General features: G+C 69.5%; 12 protein-coding genes. 5 read left to right on the top strand and 7 right to left on the bottom strand.

From position 1 onward, the window contains the following. Positions 1–10: 10 nt before the first annotated feature. Positions 11–1,555, bottom strand: a complete 1,545-nt coding sequence (locus KOL93_RS01360; RefSeq protein ID WP_221583507.1) for an ABC transporter substrate-binding protein — start codon at positions 1,553–1,555, stop codon at positions 11–13. 116 nt (positions 1,556–1,671) lie between these two features. Here KOL93_RS01360 and KOL93_RS01355 point away from each other — a divergent pair, with 116 nt between their 5' ends. After that, positions 1,672–3,318: a sulfatase family protein gene (locus KOL93_RS01355; protein ID WP_221583506.1), complete on the top strand. Its 1,647-nt coding sequence runs from the start codon at positions 1,672–1,674 to the stop codon at positions 3,316–3,318. Next, positions 3,318–5,057: a sulfatase gene (locus KOL93_RS01350; protein ID WP_221583505.1), complete on the top strand. Its 1,740-nt coding sequence runs from the start codon at positions 3,318–3,320 to the stop codon at positions 5,055–5,057. The genes KOL93_RS01355 and KOL93_RS01350 overlap by 1 nt, the downstream gene beginning before the upstream one ends. A gap of 264 nt (positions 5,058–5,321) precedes the next feature. On the opposite strand, the gene KOL93_RS01345 is transcribed toward KOL93_RS01350, so the two are convergent. Together KOL93_RS01345 and KOL93_RS01340 are read right to left on the bottom strand one after the other, a co-directional pair. Then, positions 5,322–6,560, bottom strand: coding sequence for an MFS transporter (locus tag KOL93_RS01345; protein ID WP_260405829.1), 1,239 nt, complete (start codon positions 6,558–6,560; stop codon positions 5,322–5,324). 405 nt (positions 6,561–6,965) lie between these two features. Next, positions 6,966–9,233: a glycoside hydrolase family 3 C-terminal domain-containing protein gene (locus KOL93_RS01340; RefSeq protein WP_221583503.1), complete on the bottom strand. Its 2,268-nt coding sequence runs from the start codon at positions 9,231–9,233 to the stop codon at positions 6,966–6,968. Positions 9,234–9,323: 90 nt separating this feature from the next. Here KOL93_RS01340 and KOL93_RS01335 point away from each other — a divergent pair, with 90 nt between their 5' ends. Beyond that, positions 9,324–9,899, top strand: a complete 576-nt coding sequence (locus KOL93_RS01335) for a TetR/AcrR family transcriptional regulator (protein WP_221583502.1) — start codon at positions 9,324–9,326, stop codon at positions 9,897–9,899. Between the two features lie 142 nt (positions 9,900–10,041). Here KOL93_RS01335 and KOL93_RS01330 read toward each other — a convergent pair whose 3' ends face one another. From KOL93_RS01330 to KOL93_RS01315, 4 genes are read right to left on the bottom strand one after another with little or no spacing between them, the layout of a single operon-like run. Further along, positions 10,042–12,606 (bottom strand): alpha-L-rhamnosidase, encoded by a 2,565-nt coding sequence (locus KOL93_RS01330; RefSeq protein WP_221583501.1) that lies wholly within the window; start codon positions 12,604–12,606, stop codon positions 10,042–10,044. Between the two features lie 23 nt (positions 12,607–12,629). Continuing rightward, positions 12,630–13,538 carry a carbohydrate ABC transporter permease gene (locus KOL93_RS01325; RefSeq protein ID WP_221583500.1) on the bottom strand — a complete coding sequence of 303 codons (909 nt, stop codon included), beginning with the start codon at positions 13,536–13,538 and terminating at the stop codon, positions 12,630–12,632. Continuing rightward, entirely contained in the window at positions 13,535–14,428 is an 894-nt protein-coding gene (locus KOL93_RS01320; protein ID WP_221583499.1) for a carbohydrate ABC transporter permease, read from the bottom strand. The genes KOL93_RS01325 and KOL93_RS01320 overlap by 4 nt, the downstream gene beginning before the upstream one ends. 58 nt (positions 14,429–14,486) lie before the next feature. Further along, positions 14,487–15,779: an ABC transporter substrate-binding protein gene (locus KOL93_RS01315; RefSeq protein ID WP_221583498.1), complete on the bottom strand. Its 1,293-nt coding sequence runs from the start codon at positions 15,777–15,779 to the stop codon at positions 14,487–14,489. 151 nt (positions 15,780–15,930) lie between these two features. Here KOL93_RS01315 and KOL93_RS01310 point away from each other — a divergent pair, with 151 nt between their 5' ends. Both KOL93_RS01310 and KOL93_RS01305 read left to right on the top strand, forming a co-directional pair. After that, positions 15,931–16,914, top strand: coding sequence for a LacI family DNA-binding transcriptional regulator (locus KOL93_RS01310; RefSeq protein ID WP_260405828.1), 984 nt, complete (start codon positions 15,931–15,933; stop codon positions 16,912–16,914). A 453-nt stretch (positions 16,915–17,367) separates the two neighbouring features. Next, complete coding sequence (locus KOL93_RS01305; RefSeq protein ID WP_221583496.1) at positions 17,368–18,789, top strand: GntT/GntP/DsdX family permease; 1,422 nt, start codon at positions 17,368–17,370, stop codon at positions 18,787–18,789. Positions 18,790–18,816: the final 27 nt, after the last annotated feature.

Below are 18,816 nucleotides of genomic sequence, written 5' to 3'. Positions count from 1 at the left end.
CCCACGCAGGTCAGCTGCCGGCGGGCGCGAAGTTGTAGATCGAGGGCACGGCCTGGCGCGTCTGCACCTCGACGTCGACCGTGTCGTCCCACAGGTTGAACGTGCCGGGTCGGGCGATCGGTGCGAACCAGTCGTTCTCGACGATCCACGTGTTGATGTCGCGCGCGACCTGCGGACGCTCCTCCTCCGACGCGGCAGGGTAGGCGTCGATGAGGTCCTGGAGCTCCGGGTCCGTCGATCCCAGTGGGTTCCAGGAGGCGTCCTCCGCGAGGAGGAACTTGACGGTGCCCCAGTCGGAGCGCTGGGCGAGCGTGAAGAACGAGGCCGCGTACTCGCCGCGCATCATCGACGGAATCGCCTCGCCCGGCCCCCACTGCTCGGTCTTCACCGTGACGCCGATGTCCTCCCAGTTCTGGAAGATCGCGTCGTAGAGGACGGGTTCGAAGACGGCCGTCGTGGGGAACGTGATCGTCATGTCGCCGGCGCCGGCTTCGGCGAGCAGCTCCTCGGCGCGCTCCGGGTCGTACTCATAGGCCGACTCGAGCTCCTCGTCGTACGCGTTCGAGTCCGGGCCGTACACCTGCGAGGTCGTCTCGCCGAGCCCCTCCCAGCCGACGTCGACGAGAGCCTGGCGGTCGATCGCCAGCGCGAGCGCCTCACGGACACGCGGGTCCTCGAACTCCGGCTGGATCGCGCCGTCGCGGTCGAAGAAGAGGATGCCCGCCCAGTTGACGGTGAAGTCCTCTTCCATGTTGAGCCCGGCGCCCGTCGCCTGCAGCGCCGACGCGGCGCGGTTGAGCGCCGTGAAGTTCACCTGTCCCGACGTCAGCGCGTTGAGGCGAGCCGTCTCATCCGTGAGGATCTGGAACTCGACCTCGTCGTACGGCAGATCCTCGCCCCAGTAGGCCTCGGTCCGCGTGAAGCTGATGGTCGACCCCGCGACGGACCCGTCCTGGTCGTACGTGTAGGGGCCGGAGCCGGCGGGCTCCGTCTCGATCGTCCCGGCCGCGAGGGCGTCGGGACTCGCCATGTAGCCGCCCGCGTTCGCGAGGCTGTCCGGCAGATCGGGATCCGGAGACGCGAGGTGGAGGACGACCGTGTGCGTGTCGACGGCCTCCGCGCTCTCGACGGCGCTGAGGTTGCCGAGCATGGGGCCGTTCGCCTGCTGGAAGTGCTCGATGTTCGCCACGACGGCCTCGGCGTCGAACGCCACGCCGTCGCTGAACGTCACGTCGTCGCGCAGCTCGAGGGTGAGTGCGAGCTCGTCGTCGCTCCACGACCATTCCGTCGCGAGCATCGGGCTGAGCTCCCCATCGGGCTCGCGCTTGATGAGCGTGTCGTACAGCGACTGGTAGATGGGAGCCAGGTGCCCCTCGTTCGCCTGCGCCGGATCCCAGCTCGTGGGTTCGAGGAGGGCGCCGAGCGAGAGCAGCGGCGCCGTGCCGTCGGCGCTGGTGCCGCCGCCGTCGTCTCCGCTGCTCCCCCCGCAGGCGGTCAGCGTGAGTGCCGCGGCGGCGGTCGCCGCGGCCATGGACATGATTCGGGTTCTGCGCATGGCGTCTCCTGACGTCGTTGTGTGGAGGCCGGTCGGGGCTGCATCGCCACCGGATGCGTGAAAGACTAAACGCTGTTCAGTGGTTTTGCAATGAGGCAGAGAGGATACTGGCGCACATGACGACGACGTCGCCGAACATCGTGTGGATCTCGACCCACGACATCAATCCGCATCTGGGGGCCTACGAGGGCCTGTGGCCCGACGCCGACCAGCCCTCCACCCCGCGCATCGACGCGCTCGCCCACGCGGGAGTGCGCTTCGATCAGGCCTTCGCCGCCGCGCCCGTGTGCGCGCCCGCGCGCTCCGCGATCATGACGGGGTGCTACCCGATCTCGATCGGCACGATGCACATGCGCACCAAGGCGGTCCCGCCGGAGGAGGTCGGTCTCGTGAGCGAGACCTTCCGTGCGGCCGGCTACTACACGTCGAACAACTGGTTCACCGACTTCCAGGTCGAGACGCCCCCGACCGCGTTCGACGACTGCTCGCCGAACGCTCACTGGCGCAACCGGCCGGACGGCGCTCCGTTCTTCGCGTCGTTCCACAGCCTGATCACGCACGAGTCCCGGATCTACGGAGACGGTCCGTACGCCGCCGAGACGGCAGACCTCGCCGACGACGAGCGCGTGGATCCCGCCCAGACGAGCTTCCCGCCGTACCACCCCGACACCGAGCCGTTCCGCACGGCCTGGGCCCGCTACTACGACCTCATCACCGCAATGGATGCCTGGGTCGGACGGATCCTCGACGAGCTCGAGGAGGACGGACTCACCGAGGACACGCTCGTCGTCTTCTGGAGCGATCACGGCGCGAGCTTCCCGCGGGCGAAGCGCTGGGCGAACGAAGCGGGGCTGCGGGTGCCGCTCATCGCACGCTGGCCTGGACGGATCCCCGCCGGGACGGCTCGCGACGAGGTCGTGCAGACCATGGATCTCGCGCCGACCATGCTCGCCGCCGCCGGGCTCGAGGTGCCCGAGCACATGCACGGCACGCCCCTGTTCGACTCCGCTGGAGCAGGCCTCCCCGCCGCGCCGTACGCATTCGGGGCGCGCGACCGCATGGACGCGCAGGAGGATGCCGTGCGGACCGTGCGCGACGCGCGATTCCGGTACACCCTCAATCTGCACCCGGATCGCTCGGGCATGCAGTACAACTACTACCCCGATCACCTCGACACGTGGGCGGAGCTGCGCCGGCTCGTGCACGAGGAGGGTCAGCGGCTCTCGCTCGGCGAAGTGCCCTCCGTTCTGACAGACCTTCAGCGCTCGATCGTCGCCGTGCCGCGTCCCCCGGAGGAGCTCTACGACATTCAGACGGATCCCCACGAGACGACGAATCTCATCGGCGAGCCCGCCTATCGCGACGTGCGGGATCGACTGCGTCGCGCCCTCGACGAATGGCGCGACACCCACGGTGATCTCGGCGTCGACTCCGAGGTCGCGCTTCTCGAGCGCTGGCGACCGGGCGGCAGCCCGCGCGCCACGGCGTCCCCCGAGGTCCACACGACGGGCGGTGCCGTGACGGTGACGTGCACGACACCCGGAGCCTCGATCGGGTGGACCGCCACGCCGCCCGGCGCGGTGCGGGAGCGCACGAACATCGAGGAGCAGAGCGGCTCGCCGCGGCAGGACGGCCGGCACTGGAACCTGTACACCGCGCCGTTCTCGCCGCCGGAGGGATCCGACATCTGGGTCGGTGCGTGGCGGCTCGGCTATGCCCCCAGCGAGGAGATCCACCTCGCTCTCGCAGAGGAGAATCGCTGATGCGCGCCATCATCCTGATGTTCGACAGCCTCAATCGGCGCATGGTGCCGCCGTACGACGAGCTGGCGGACCTGCCGAACTTCTCCCGGCTCGCCGAGCGATCCGTCGCGTTCGAGAACTTCTTCGCGGGATCCATGCCGTGCATGCCCGCCCGTCGCGAGATGCACACGGGGCGCCACAACTTCCTCCACCGCAGCTGGGGTCCGCTCGAGCCGTTCGACGACTCCGTGCCCGAGATGCTGGGGCAGGCGGGGATCCACACCCACCTCGCCTCGGACCACCAGCACTACTGGGAGGACGGAGGCGCGACCTACCACACGCGCTACAGCACGTGGGAGTTCTTCCGCGGACAGGAGGGCGACCCGTGGAAGGGGGTCGTGGGTCACGTCGACCCCGGAGAGAACGTGCTCCACCGCATGCACGCGCAGGACGAGGTCAACCGCGCCTACATGGCGACAGAGGCCGACCATTCCCAGACCCGCACGGTCGACGCCGGGCTCGAGTTCATCGAGACGAACGCCGACGCCGACCGCTGGATGCTGCAGCTCGAGCTGTTCGACCCCCACGAGCCGTTCTTCGCCGCGGAGCGCTTCCGCGAGAAGCGCGGTCTCGCGGGCGAGTCCGTCGCAGACTGGCCGCCGTACCGACGCGTCGTCGAGGACGACGACGCGGTCGCGCTGGCGCGCGAGGAGTACCGCGCCCTGCTCGAGATGTGCGATCACTCGGTCGGGCGCGTGCTCGACGCGATGGACGAACACGGGCTCTGGGACGACACGATGCTGATCGTCAACACCGATCACGGATACATGCTGGGCGAGCGCGGATGGTGGGCGAAGTCCTTCCAGCCCTGGTACAACGAGCTCGTCCACCTGCCCATGTACCTCTGGGATCCGCGCACCGGGCGCCGCGACGCGCGCGACGAGCGCCTCGCCCGCACAGTCGACATCCCCGTCACGCTGCTCGACTTCTTCGGCCTGGAGCCGACGTCCGATATGGAGGGGATGGCGCTCTCGTCCGCGAGAGCCGCCGGGCCGCCTGCCGCCCTGTTCGGCAAGCACGGCGACCACGTCAACATCACGGACGGGCGCTACGTCTACATGCGCTCCGCCGTCGCTCCCGACAACGCACCGCTCGAGGACTTCACTCTCATGCCCACGCACATGCGGTCGCGCTTCGCACCCAGTGAGCTCGGCGCGTGGGAGCCGGCCGAGCCGTTCTCCTTCACGAAGGGCCTCCGCACCATGCGGATCCCCGTGCGCCCGGCCTGGATGAGCTCGTGGCGGCACGGCACGGAGCTGTTCGACCTGACGCAGGATCCCGACCAGGTGGATCCACTCCTCGATGACGAAGCCGAGCTGCGGATGGCGCAGCTGCTCGTCGAGGCGATGCGCGCGAACGACGCACCCGCGAGCCAGTTCGCACGGCTCGGTCTTCCGGCGCAGGGAGCCGTCGGGCCGGAGCACCTGCTCGCGCGCGTGCACCGTGATCGCGTGCTCGCCCGCACGGATCCTCTGCCGCGCCTCAGCGAGCTGGCGGCCCCCGAGCGCATGCAGACCCCACTCGCGCGCCTGCTCGACGACGCCCGGATGCGCGAGGTCGTCCGGCGCCATGCGCCGGACCTCGTCGACGTCGACCTCGTCGGCCTCCCGCCGACGGCCAGCCTGCTGACGATCGCGGGGCGCGCGGGCATCGGCGCCGCCCAGTTCCGCGCGCTCGACCGCGACCTCGCGGAGGTGTGAGGGGCGGATCCGCTCTGAACCGCTGACGATGCGTCGACGCGCTGGCGATTCCGACGGATCCGCCGCACTCCCGATGCATCTGCCGGCGGCGACCGCCGAGCGGTGCGATGCCTTCTCCCGCGGCCTCTGGCATCGGCTTTGGCGGGAGGCGGGTCGCACAGCAGCCGCCGGGGGACTGCGGCCCTGGGAGGAGGCATCGCGCAGCGGACATGCGCGACAGCGCCCCGCCGGCCGAAGCCGACGGGGCGCTGCACCGAGGAGGGGTCAGGCCAACGCGTCGTCCTTGACCTTGCCGTAGCGCTCGTCCTCGATCTCCTCGAGCGACTTGCCGCGGGTGTTCGGCGCCCAGATCGTGCCGACGACGAGCGACACCGCGAGGATCCCGATGAGGATCGCTCCGAGCGTGTGCAGGCCGAGGGTGACGAGCCAGACCGGGAAGCCGTAGCTGAGGATTCCGACCATGATGCGGGCGACGAAGAACAGGAAGCCCTGCGCCGACGCGCGGTACTGCGTCGCGAACAGCTCGGCCGTCCAGAGTCCGTAGAACGCCTGCGCGCCGATTCCCGAGGCGAAGCCCCAGAGGATCGCGAAGCCGAACAGCGACACGGGCGAGACCGGCATGTAGACGAGCACGACCCAGCCGGCGATGCCCATGACGGCGCCGATGAAGAACAGCAGGCGGCGCGACATGCGGTCGCCGAGGCTCATGAAGACGAACGTTCCGACCACGGTCATCCCCCAGAGGAACGACTGCAGGAGGAACTGCTGCTGCACGTCCGTGAAGCCCGACGCGTCGTACACGCGCGGCATGAAGATGCCGGCCTGACCCGCGACGGTGTTCCAGAACGCGTAGACGCCGATGAGGAACAGCAGCGCGAGGATGTTCTGCTTGCGCCCCAGGAGCGCCTTGAAGCCGCGACCGGCCGCCGCCTTGTCGCCCTGCTTCGTGCGCAGCGCCTGCGTGTTCTTCCAGCTCTTCGACTCCGAGAGGCCGCGGCGCACCCACCAGGTGATGAACGCGACGACGAAGAGGTGGGCGAAGATGAGGCGCGATCCCATGAGCTCCATCGGCTCGAGGAGCGCGGCGAGCAGGAATCCGATGGCCGGGCCGACCGACCAGGCGAGCTGCGCTGTGCCGACGTGCGCGGCGCGACGATCGCTCGGCGCCTCCTCCGCGATGTACGTCCACGACGCGGGGACGCCCGCGCCGACCGCGATGCCCGTCAGGATGAACGCGATCATCAGCATGCCGGGGCCCATCGCGAACACCGCGAGCAGCACGCCGATCATGTAGAGGATCAGGTCGTACGTGTAGATGAACTTGCGACCGTAGCGGTCGCACAGCGGGCCGCCGATGATCGCGCCGATCGCGGCGCCGAACGCATTCGCGCTCAGCGCGGCGAGCAGTCCCGCGAACGCGTTGTCGAAGCCGAACGCGTCCTGCCAGAACGTGAGGCTCGTGGCGATCGCGATGATCGATCCGGCCTCGATGTAATTCGACATCGCGACGGCGATGGTGGCTTTCCACCCCGTCGTGCTCTTCGCACCGATGCGTACCATGTGGTTGTTCGTCTCTTCCTTGAAATCCGAATATCGTGCGCGGGGCGGCTCTGCCGGCTCCGAATCGAATGCGATATGAAACGATTCACGCGCCGTCGCGCAACTTTAGGCGACGGCGGCTGGGAATTCCACCTGCGGGGATCCGCCCGGGCGCGCACTCGGCCAGATGGACCGCGCACAACAGCGGAGATCTGCACAGCATCGGACGAAAACGCGGCCAGATCTCCTCTGGAACGCAGATCTCCGCGCGAACGGACGCGAGTCGCTCCGGGATGCGGCTTCGCACACGACGACGCCCCGCCGCGCGTTCCGAAGAACGGCGCGACGGGGCGGAGTCGGCGCGAGTGACTATGCGCCGGCGGCGAGGATCCGGTCGACGACGTCCGCTCCGACGCCGAAGCTGACGAGGCGGTTCAGCGGCATCGAGCGCGCCATGGGGTTCGCGGCGACCTCGTCGAGCGAGAAGATCTCCGAGAAGGTCGTCCCCTCCAGCGCCTCGCGCGCCGCGGGACCGGCGACGGGATGCGCGACCGCCTCTGCCACGGATGAGGTCGCGTGCAGCGGCACCACGAACGCGTCGCCCGCGACGTCGACGTCCACGGATCCGTGGAGGTCTCGGCTGGAGGATCCGACCTCGACCCGGTACGCGGCGTCCTCGACGATCCACTCGTCCGTGCGGATCTCCCAGTAGGCGAGGTCGCGACGGCGGATCCGCAGCTCGACCGGCACGGTCTCCCCGGCCGGGATCTCGACGCTCTGGAACGCCTTCAGCTCACGCGGCGGGCGCTCGACGGACGTCTCCGGCACGGAGACGTACGCCTGCACGACCTCGCGGCCTGCAGCGGATCCGGTGTTCGTCACATCGACCGTCACGCGGATGCCGTCGGCGTCGGCCACCGCGACCGGGGCGCCGTAGGAGAACGTCGTGTACGAGAGGCCGTATCCGAAGGGGAATGCGACATCCATCTCGCGGGCGTCGTACCAGCGGTACCCGACGTACAGTCCCTCGCCGTAGCGCACGTGCTGGCTCTCGCCGGGGAACGACGTGTAGGCGGGGCTGTCCTGCAGGCGCAGCGGCATCGTCTCGCTGAGCCGACCCGACGGGTTCACGGATCCGAAGAGCACGTCGGCCGTCGCGGATCCGCCCGCCTGGCCGAGCAGCCAGGTCTCGAGGATCGCGGGCACGCGGTCCGCGAAGGGCAGCGCCACGACGCCGCCGTTCGACAGCACGACGACGACGTTCTCGTTGACGGCGGCCACGGCGTCGAGCACGGCGAGCTGCTCGGCGGGGAGTTCGATGTGCGTGCGGTCGAAGCCCTCCGACTCGTCCTCGTCGGGCAGCCCGAGGAAGACGACGGCGACGTCGGATCCGGCGGCCGCTTCGACTGCCTCCGCACGCAGTCGGTCGAGCACGCTCTGCTCGGGCTTCGGCGCCTTCTTCTCGCTCATGCCGATGCCCTCGGGGGGCTCGGGGACGACGTATCCGGGCGCATAGACGACGTCGCTCGCGGCCGCGCGGATCGCGTCGAGCGCCGCATCGACCCGCGTCGGGTTGATGTGGCTCGAGCCCCCGCCCTGGAAGCGCGGCTTCGCTGCGAACTCGCCGACGACCGCGATCTTCTGCGTCGGCGCGAGCGGCAGGATGTCGCCCTCGTTCTTGAGCAGCACGATCGAGCGCGCTGCGGCCTCGCGGGCGAGCGCGTGGTGCGCATCGACGTCGAATCCGCCCTCGACCGCGGGCCGCTGACCCGACTTCCGAATGAGGTCGAGCACGCGCTGCGCGACGCGGTCGAGATCGGCCTCATCGAGCGTGCCGCTCTTCACGGCGTCGACGAGCTGGCGGTCGGTGACGCCGCCCGACGACGGCATCTCGAGGTCCATGCCCGCCTTCACGCCCTCGGCGCGCACGTTCGACGCACCCCAGTCGCTGACGACGAGCCCGTCGAAGCCCCATTCATCCCGCAGGACCTGCGTGAGGAGGAAGGGATCCTCGGACGCGTACACGCCGTTGACCCGGTTGTACGAGCACATCACCGTCCACGGCTGCTCGTCCCCGACGACGCCCTGGAAGGCACGCAGGTAGATCTCGCGCAGCGGACGCGGGTCGATGTCGCTCGAGACCCGCATGCGGTCGGACTCCTGGTTGTTCGCCGCGAAGTGCTTGAGCGAGGTGCCGACGCCGTTCTTCTGGATCCCGCGCACGATGCCGGATCCCATGTCGGACGCGTGGATCGGATCCTCGGAGAAGTACTCGAAGTTGCGGCCGCACAGGGGCGACCGCTTGATGTTCACGCCCGGGCCGAGCACGACCGCGACGTCCTCGATCGCGGCTTCGCGGCCGATGGCGTCGCCGACGCGTGCGGCAAGGGACGGATCCCACGAGGATCCGAGCGCGACCGCCGGCGGGAAGCAGGTCGCCGGCACCGAGGCGTTGAGGCCCAGGTGGTCGCTCTCCCCCGCCTGCTTGCGGAGGCCGTGCGGGCCGTCGGTGACCATGATGCTCGGCACGCCGTGCCGGTCGATGCTCTTGAGGTGCCAGAAGTCGAGGCCGCTCGTGAGCGCCGCCTTCTCTTCGAGCGTCAGATCTGCCACGTCGGGGAACGTCTTGTCGGTCATGACTCTCCATCGGGTCGGGTGTGCCGTCGAAGAAAACCGTATGACGCTTGGGTTTGAAAGACAAGTGCGATTCGGCTTTACACTCGAGGCATGGCACGACGGGGCGCGTATGCGAAGGGCATCGCCAAGCGCGAGGAGATCCTGCAGGTGGCGCTCGACGTCATCGCCCGCCACGGCTACCGGGGAGCCTCGGTGCGCGAGATCGCCGACGCCGTTGGCCTCAGCCAGGCCGGCCTGCTGCACTACTTCGACAGCAAGGACGAGCTGTTCACCGCCGTGCTCCGCAAGCGCGACGAGCTCGCGCAGGGCGGCGAGGACGACGACCCGGCCGACATGCTCGAGGGGTTCGTGCGCATCATCGCGCGCAACCGCGAGGTGCCGGGGCTCGTGCACCTCTATACGCAGCTCTCCGTCGAGGCGGCGGATCCCTCCCACGCCGCACACGACTACTTCGTCGAACGCTTCGAGAACCTGCGGCGCTTCACGACCGACGCCCTCCGGCGCGGCCAGGCCGACGGCTCCCTGCGGAGCGACTTCGACGCCGACCGCATGGCGTCGGTCGTGATCGCCGCCGCCGACGGCCTGCAGACGCAGTGGCTGCTGGATCCGTCCATCGACATGGGCCGCGAGATCGCGGCGCTCGTCGACGCGCTGCGGGCGGGGTGAGGGCGGGCTCCCGGGCCCGCACGGGCGGACGGACCCTGCACAACATCGGAGATCTGCACTCCGTCGGACGAAATCGGGCGAGATCGGCCGCCGGAGCGCAGATCTCCGACCGAGTGCGCAGCCTTCCCGCCCGAACCCGCCCTCAGTCGGCGACGACCCGCTCGAACACGCTCCCCGGCTCGAGCACGGTCACCTCTGCGACGCCCGGCAGACGCACCTCGGCGTCGACGCCGGTCGGGATCGACAGGCGGTACGCGACTCCCTCGGGCACGCGACGCCAGGATCCCTCGATCCGCCCGTAGGGCGAGTCGAAGACGACCTCGGCGTGGTCGAGGGATCCGCCGGGCTGAGGCGCCCAGAGCACGCGCCGGTACCCCGGAGCCGCGGGCGAGAGACCGCCGATCACGCGGTGCATCCAGTCGGCCACGGATCCGAGGGCGTAGTGATTGAACGAGGTCATCTCACCGGGGTTGATCGTGCCGTCGGGCAGCATCGAGTCCCAGCGCTCCCAGATCGTCGTGCCGCCCTGGCGCACCGTGTAGAGCCAGGACGGGCACTCGGTCTCGAGCAGCAGGTCGTAGGCGGTGTCGAGATGGCCCGTCTCGGTGAGGGCGTCGGAGATGACGGGCGTGCCTGCGAATCCGGTCGCGATGCGGTTGCCGGCGTCGCGCACGAGCTCGGCCAGGCGGGCGCCCGCGGCTCGCGTCTCGTCGGCCGAGAGGAGGCCGAAGCGGATCGCCAGGGCGTACGCCGTCTGCGCGTCGCTCGTCAGGCGGCCGTTCGGACGCACATACTCTGCGCGGAATGCATCGCGCGCCTGCGCCGCGATCCGCGCGTAGCGCTCCGCCTCTGCCGCGCGTCCGATGAGGGTCGCGATCTCGGCCATGCGCCGCGTGGAATGCGCGAAGTGCGCCTGGGCGACCAGATAGCGGTCGGTGAGGCCCGCGGCCGGATCCTCGGGAGGCGCCGCCGGATCCAGCCAGTCCCCGAGCTGGTGCCCGGAGCGCCACAGGCGGGAGGCTCCCGCCTCGCGGATCATACGCTCGACCCAGGCTCGCGCACTGTCGTACTGGGCCGCGAGGATCCGGGCATCGCCGAAGCGCTCGTGCACGGTCAGCGGCGTGAGCACGGCGACGTCGCCCCACACGGCACCGGTCTCGATCGGCTCCCAGGTGGACCCGCCGGGGATGACCGGCACGAACCACGGCACCGTGCCGTCGTCGAGCTGCTCGACGGCGACATCGCGAAGCCAGCTCTCGAGGAAGCCCGCGCAGTCGTAGAGGTACGACGCCGTCGGCGCGAACACCTGGATGTCACCCGTCCACCCGAGCCGCTCGTCGCGCTGCGGGCAGTCGGTCGGAATGCTCACGAAGTTGCCCCGCATGCCCCACACGACGTTCTCGTGGAGACGATCGAGCTCGGCGTTCGACGACCGGAATCGCCCGGTGCGGCGCATGTCGGTGTGCATCACGCGCGCGACGACGTCGCCGGGCCTGATCTCGTCCACGCCGTGCACGGTCGCGTAGCGGAAGCCGTGGAAGGTGAAGCGCGGCTCCCACTCGCGCGGGCCGGATCCGTCGAGCGTCAGCACGTCATGGGCATCGGCCACGCGGAGCGGACGCGTTCCGAGCGCTCCGCGCTCGAGCACCTCGGCGTGCCGCAGCTCGATGCGGTGTCCCGCCGCGCCGTCGGCTCGGACCCGCAGGCGCCCGACGAGGTTCTGACCGAAGTCGAGAAGGAAGCCGCCGTCGCCCGTGGGCTCGACGGACACGGGCTCGAGCTCTTCCGTCACGCGCACGGGCGGCAGCGTCGGGGCGACGAGCGTCGCCGGGTCCCGATGCCCGACCGCGACCGGCGTCCATTCGCCGCCAGGAGCACCGGGCGCCGACCATCCCGCGATCTCGTCGCGCGCGTCGTGCTTCTCGCCGTCGTACAGGCTCGTGAGGTGGATCGGGCTCGGCGTAGCCACCCATCCTTCGTCCGTCGCGATCGTGACGACGGATCCGTCTGTCAGCTCGACCTCGAGCTGCGCGAGGAGCGCCTGATCCGTTCCGTACAGGTCGCGGTACCCGCCGTTGAACCCGAGCCGTCCGCGGTACCAGCCGTCCGCGAGCCAGGCGCCGATGACGTTCCCGCCGGTGTCCAGGTGATCCGTGACGTCGAAGGTCCAGTAGACGAGGCGCTCGTCGTAGCTCGTCCAGCCGGGCGTGAGCTCGTGGTCGCCGACGCGGCGCCCGTTGATCTCGACTTCGGCGAGCCCGTGAGCCGTCACGTAGAGGCGCGCGCGCACGGCGTCGGCGGGCAGCGAGAACGCGCGGCGCACGAGCGCGGGGCGGCGCTCGGTGTCGAGCTCCTCCTGCCAGCCGGCGCCGACGGGCTTCGCCTGCCAGTCGTGCGTCGACAGCAGGCCCGCCTCGACGGTCGAGCTGTCGCCCCAGCCCGACCACGCACCCCCGTCGCCGCGCACCCGGATGCGCACGGCCGCGCGCTCACGCGAGGCGAGCGGCGCGAACGGCCAGTCGACGAGGACCTGATCCGGCCCGGAACCCTCCACGACCTCGACGACGTCGCCCCGCGTGGCCTCGACCTGCCAGCCCGATTGGCGCCAGCCGGGCTCGGCGTCGATGCGCCAGGAGAGTCGCGGCGTCGCGGAGCCGATGCCGAGCGCATGCTCGAGGTGCTCGAAGCGGGGCGCGGAGACGCGCATGGGGGATCCCTTCTGTCGCGCCGTCATCCCTTCACGGCTCCCGCCGTGAGGCCCTTCTGGATGCTCTGATTGAGCACGAGGTAGATGATCAGCAGCGCGAACACGTTGATGCTGACGGCCGCGAAGAGCGGACCGTACTGGGTGGTGCCGAAGTTGCCGTTGAAGTTGAGCAGGCCGACCTGCAGCGTGCGCAGGTTGCCCGTGTTCGCGAACGTGAGGGCGATCAGCAGGTCGTTCCAGAAGAAGAAGAACTGCACGAGGCCGACCGTGAACAGGCCGTTGCGCATCATCGGCAGGGCGATCGAGAAGAACTGCCGGTAGATCGACGCGCCGTCGAGCGTCGCCGCCTCGAACACCTCGCGCGGGATCGCGCGGAAGTACGTCGCCATGAGGAACACCGTGAGCGGCATGCCCGTCGCGGTATACGTCAGGAAGAGCGGCCAGAGCGTGCCCGTGAGCCCGATCTGGAAGTACGCGCTGAACAGCGGGAGCAGGATCATCTGCGTCGGCACCATGATCCCCGCGAGGAAGATCAGGAGCACTCCGCTCCGCCCCTTCCACACGAGCACCTCGAGCGCGAAGGCCGCGGCCGTGCCGAACAGCAGCATGCAGGCGAGCGCCGGCAGCACCGTGATGGCGCTGTTGAGCAGCGACGTGCCGAGGTCGGCTGTCTGCCAGGCCGTGGCGTAGTTCTCGAAGCTCCACTGCTGCGGAAGCGCCCACGTGGGCTCCTCGAGGAACTCGCGCTGCGTCTTGAACGATCCGAGGAACAGCCAGATCAGCGGATATCCCACGACGACGAGCAGACCCGTGACGGCGATCCACAGCGGCAGGCGGCGCAGACGCACGCGTGAGCGGCGGCGCGGAACGCGGACCCTGTCCCGACGGGATCCGTCTGTGCTGAGGACCCGGGTGGACTGCGTGAGACTCATCGGACGCGCTCCTTCGTGAGGTCGCGGCGCGAGGCGCGGAAGATGAAGAGGGTGACGATGAGGCAGATGATCGTGAGCAGCATCGCCAGGGTGGATCCGTAGCCGTACTCGCCGTAGGTGAAGGCGTGGTCGAAGACGGAGATCGTGAGGGGGCTCGTCGAGGTTCCCGGACCGCCTCCCGTGAGCGCCATGATGCTGTCGAACACCTTGAGCGTGCCGTTGATCGAGAAGATGAGCGACGAGATCAGGACGGGGAACGACAGCGGCAGGACGATGTGCTTCACGAGACGCCACCCGCTCGCGCCGTCGATCCTGGCCGACTCGAGGACGTCCTCGGGGATGTCGACGAGGCCCGCGTAGAGCAGCACGCCGTAGAAGCCCATCGAGCGCCAGATGTCCATGATCGCGATGACGATGAACGCGCTGCCGCCGTCGCCGAACCAGTCGACGGGGACGCCGCCGAAGCCGGCGAGGACGGAGTTCACGACGCCGTCGGTCGGCGCGATCGCGAAGAGCTGCTGGAAGAGCAGCGCGACGGCCACGGTCGGCATGACGATCGGGAAGAACACGAGCGTGCGGACGAGGCCCGACGCCCTCTTCAGGCCGAAGACGTACAGCAGCGAGAGCAGATACCCGACGACGACCTGGCCGACCGTCACCACGACGGCGTACTTGAGCGTGAACAGCAGCGCCTGGTGCGCCTCCTGATCGCCGAGGATCCGCACGAAGTTGTCGACTCCGACGAACTGGAAGCCGCTGATCGCGTTGCCTTCGAACAGCGTGTATCCGAGCGACCACACCACCGGGAGCAGCATGACGACGGAGTAGATGATGAGCGCGGGCGCCAGCAGCGTGAACGCGGCGCGACGATCTCCGAGAACGTTCTTCATAGGGGGATCTCCTGCGAGCGCGGGCGACGACGGCGAGGCGCCGCCGCCCGCGGAGGGGTTACCGGTCGCTCTGGACCTTCTGCATGAACTCTTCGGCGGAGATGCTTCCGGTCACGAGCGGGGCGGCGTTGCGCTGCGCGGTCGTGGTCGCCTCGGCCGAGAGCAGCGCCTCGAACCAGAGCACCGTGGTCTCGGTATTCGCGACCTGGTCCTGGACCATGGCCGTGAGCTCGGGGACGTCGTCGACCTCCTCGTTCAGGGCGAATCCGGACACGCGGTTCTCCTGCGCGAGGGCCGTGGATCCGTAGTTCTCGACGATGCACTCGAGCCACGGCGTCGTGTCGTCGTTGACGAGGTTCGCGTTCATCGTCAGCGGCAGGCCGACGTTGGCCGCGAGCTGCGAGCGGTCGCCTGCGCCGCCCTCGACGGCGGGGAACGGCATGAAGCCGACGTTCTCGGCGCCGATCTGGTTCATCTCGGGGTCGTTGAGACCGCTCAGGAACCAGCTGCCCATGTAGAACATCGCGGCGGATCCGTTGAGGAACTGGTTCTCGCTGGTCGCCATGTCGATGGATCCGACCCCCTGGCCGAACCAGCCCTCTTCACCGAGGTCGGCGATCGCCTGGGCGGCCGCCACGTACTCGGGATCCGTGAGGCTCGCGTCGCCGTCGGCCACCTTCTGGAGCGCATCGGGGCCGAGGTCGCGGAAGATGTAGCTCGAGATGAGTCGGGTGAGCGGCCATCCCTGCTCGCCGCTCGCGGAGAACGGCTGCACGCTGGCGGCGCTGAGCGTGTCGGCGGCGGCGACCATGTCGTCGAACGTCTGGGGCTCGTCGATGCCGTTCTCGGCGAAGATCTGCTTGTTGTACCAGATGCCCTCGACGTTGTACTCGAACGGGAGGGCGCGGAACCCGCCGTAGAGCGACTCGATCGTCGAGACGGCCGCCGGCTCGATCTGGTCGGCGATCCCGAGGTCGCCGAGGACCTCGTCGAAGTCGGCGACGTGCCCCGAGTCGGCGAGCTCGGCCGTCAGCGAGGGCGCGTTGCCCGCGGAGAACAGCACGGGGAGAGCGCCCTGACCTGCCAGCAGCTGGAGCTGCTGGTCGAGGTTGGTCTGCGGGGTCGTCTCGATCTCGAGCGGCATCGCCTCGGCCTCGGCGGAGCAGGCGCCGTCGGCGAGCGTCTCGAGCACGGCGACGACCTCCGTGTTCTCGACGTTGACGAGCACGCTGAACGCATCGGCGCTCGAGGCTCCGCCTCCTCCTCCACCGCAGGCGGTGAGAGCGAGGGCGGATGCCCCGGCGACAGCGGTCATCGCCGTCCGGGTGATGGTCTTCTTGGTGGGCTTCATGAATCCTCCTCGATTCGCGGTCCAGTCCGCACGGGCTTGAAGCGCTTCAACGGTATGCTTGAACCGCTTCAATTGCAAGAGACGCCGGAGAAGCGACGAGAATGGAAGCGACATGACACCCACACCAGCCGCCGGACGAGGACGCCCGGCGATGAAAGACGTCGCCGTCCACGCCGGAGTCTCCCTCGGGACCGTCTCGAACGTCCTGAACAACCCGAGCGTCGTCAGCGACGCCACGCGCGAGCGCGTCGAGGAGGCCATCGCCGAGCTCGGGTTCGTGCGCAACGGCGCCGCCCGTATGCTCGCGGCCGGGCGCAGCGACACGGTCGGGTTCGTCGTGGTCGACCTCGGCAACTCCTTCTTCCTCGACATCGAGCGCGGCATCGAGGCGGGCCTCGACGAGCAGGGCAAGCGGCTCGTCCTCGCCAACAGCGACGTCGACTTCCAGAAGCAGACGGCCCACCTGGAGCTCTTCGAGGAAACGCAGCTCGGCGGCGTGATCCTCGCCCCCCTCGACGCGCCGCTCGACGCCGCAGATGCCGCGCGCGAGCGCGGCATGCCCCTCGTGCTCGTCAACTGGCCCGGCGGCGACGACACCTGCGGCGTGCAGGCCGACGACGAGCACGGCGGCTACATCGCCGCCCAGCACCTCATCGCGCAAGGACGCACGCGGCTGATGTTCTCCGGCGGGCCCTTCTCGCTTCACGCCGTCGCCAGCCGACTCCGCGGGGCCGAGCGCGCGGTCGCCGAGTCGCCCGGCGTCTCGCTCGAGGTCGTGGAGACGGAGCGCATCACGGTTCGTGGGGGCACGGCGCTCGGCGACGAACTCGCCGCACGCAGCCCGCACCACCGCCCCAACGGCCTCGTCGCCGCCGCCGACGCACTCGCCGCGGGCGCGATCCACTCGCTGCAGGTGGCGGGGATCCGCGTGCCCGAAGACATCGCGGTCGTCGGCCACGACAACAACCACTTCGCACACGACACGGCCGTGCCCATCACGTCGGTCGCCCAGCCCGGCCACGACATGGGCCTCACGGCCGCCGCCCTGCTGCTCGAAGAGATCCTCGCCCCGGACGAGCACACCCACCGCACCGTGACAATGCAGCCGTCACTCGTCGTGCGCGCCTCCAGCTGACAGACCGTGTCCCACGACACGCCGTCACTCGGAGCGGATGACGGCGTGTCGTGGGACACGGTCTGAGGGCCTGAGGACCTGAGGGTCGAGCGCCGGAGGGTCTGCGGGCCGAGCGCCGGAGGGCACGCGCCAGCGATCCCCACCCGAATGCGCGACGGATCCCTCCTCCCGCACATCAGGGGACGGATCCCGCGCGCCGACGGAGATGCGCACAGCTGCAGACACGAACGGCGGAGATGCGTCTTCCGAGCGCAGACCTCCACCCCCACACAGAGCGCACCCTCTCGGCGCCTCGCGCTGACGGATCCCTCCCGCCGCACGTTCACAGTGCGGGGCCGCGCGTCGCCGACGCGGTCTGGAGCACGAACACGCGCGTGCTACTTTGGTCAACCGGTTTGTCTGTGAGCGTGACGCATCGCTGCGCCGCGCAGATGCAAAGGAGCGCCGCCGCACATGTCACCCGCTGTTCTGATGATCATCGCGATCGCGTCGATTGCCGTCCTGCTGTTCCTCGTCATGCGACTGAAGTGGCCCGCCTATCTCGCCCTGCTCACCGTCGCGGTGCTGACAGCGATCGCCGCGCAGATCCCGATCGAGGAGGTGATCCCGACCGTCATCGACGGGATGGGCAGCACGCTCGGCACCGTAGCCCTGCTCGTCGGGCTCGGAGCCATGCTCGGCGGCATCATCGAGAAGACGGGCGGCGCCGAGATCGTCGCCAACATGGCCGCGCGGAAGCTCGGAAAGAAGCGTCTGGGCCCCGCACTGCTGCTCGCATCGGGCCTCGTCGCGGTGCCGATCTTCTTCGATGTCGCGTTCATCATCCTGGTCCCGATCATCTTCAGCTTCGCGAAGGCCGCGGGGCACAAGAGCCCCATCGCCATCGGCGCCCCCGTCGCCGTGTTCATGGTGTTCATCCACAATTCGGTGCCTCCCCACCCCGGCATCGTCGGCTCCACGACACTGCTCGGCGCGGACGTGATGGGCCTCGTGACGATCCTCGGCCTGGTCCTCATCGTCCCGATGGGATTCGTGATCTGGTTCGTCAACAAGCGGATCATGGCGACCACGGCGTTCCGGATGGAGCCGGAGGCCGCCGCGAAGTACGAGGAGGCCGGCGCCGTCGACCTCCAGGCCGTCGAGAGCACGCGCAACGCGAGCGATCGCACGACCACCACGCGGACGATCACGCAGCCTCGCGCGCGCACGGTCATCGCGCTGATCCTCCTGCCGATCATCATGATCGCGGTCGGCACGGTCGGCGGCATGTTCACCGCAGAGGGATCGCCCGTCGCCAACGTGCTGTCGTTCATCGGCGCTCCCGGCTTCGCGCTCCTCGTCGCCGCGATCCTCGCGATGTACATCCTCGGCATCCGACACGGCTGGGGGCGTCAGGACATGAGCGACCTCATGGACGCCGCGCTCGCCCCCGCCGCAATCGTCGTGTTCGTCACAGGCGCGGGCGGCGTGTTCGCGCGGGTCCTCACCGAGTCGGGCATCGGCGAGGCCGTCTCCGGCACCCTGACGTCGTGGGGCGTGCCGATCGTCCTGCTCGCGTTCCTCGTCGCGCTCGTGTTCAAGGTCGCGCAGGGATCCGGCACCGTCGCGACGCTCACCGCCGCGGGCGTCGTGCAGTCCGCCGTCGCCACCGGCGGCTACAGCGACTTCCAGGTCGCGCTGGTCGTGCTCGCGATCGCGATGGGATCCGTCGCCCTGTCGCACATCAACGACTCGGGCTTCTGGATCATGACCAAGTTCCTCGGCCTGTCCGTCGCGGGCGGCCTCAAGACCTGGACCGTGATGTGCACCGTCGCGGGCTTCGTCGGCATGGCGGCGATCCTGATCGCCTGGTTCGCGTACGGCGCGATCGCCTGATCCGCGTCACGCGCCGGCGGCGTGACG

This window comes from Microbacterium salitolerans (assembly GCF_019720895.1).
Lineage (GTDB): Bacteria > Actinomycetota > Actinomycetes > Actinomycetales > Microbacteriaceae > Microbacterium.
The sequence above is the reverse complement of the archived record's forward strand: the minus strand, read 5'-3'. Positions and strand labels throughout refer to the sequence as shown.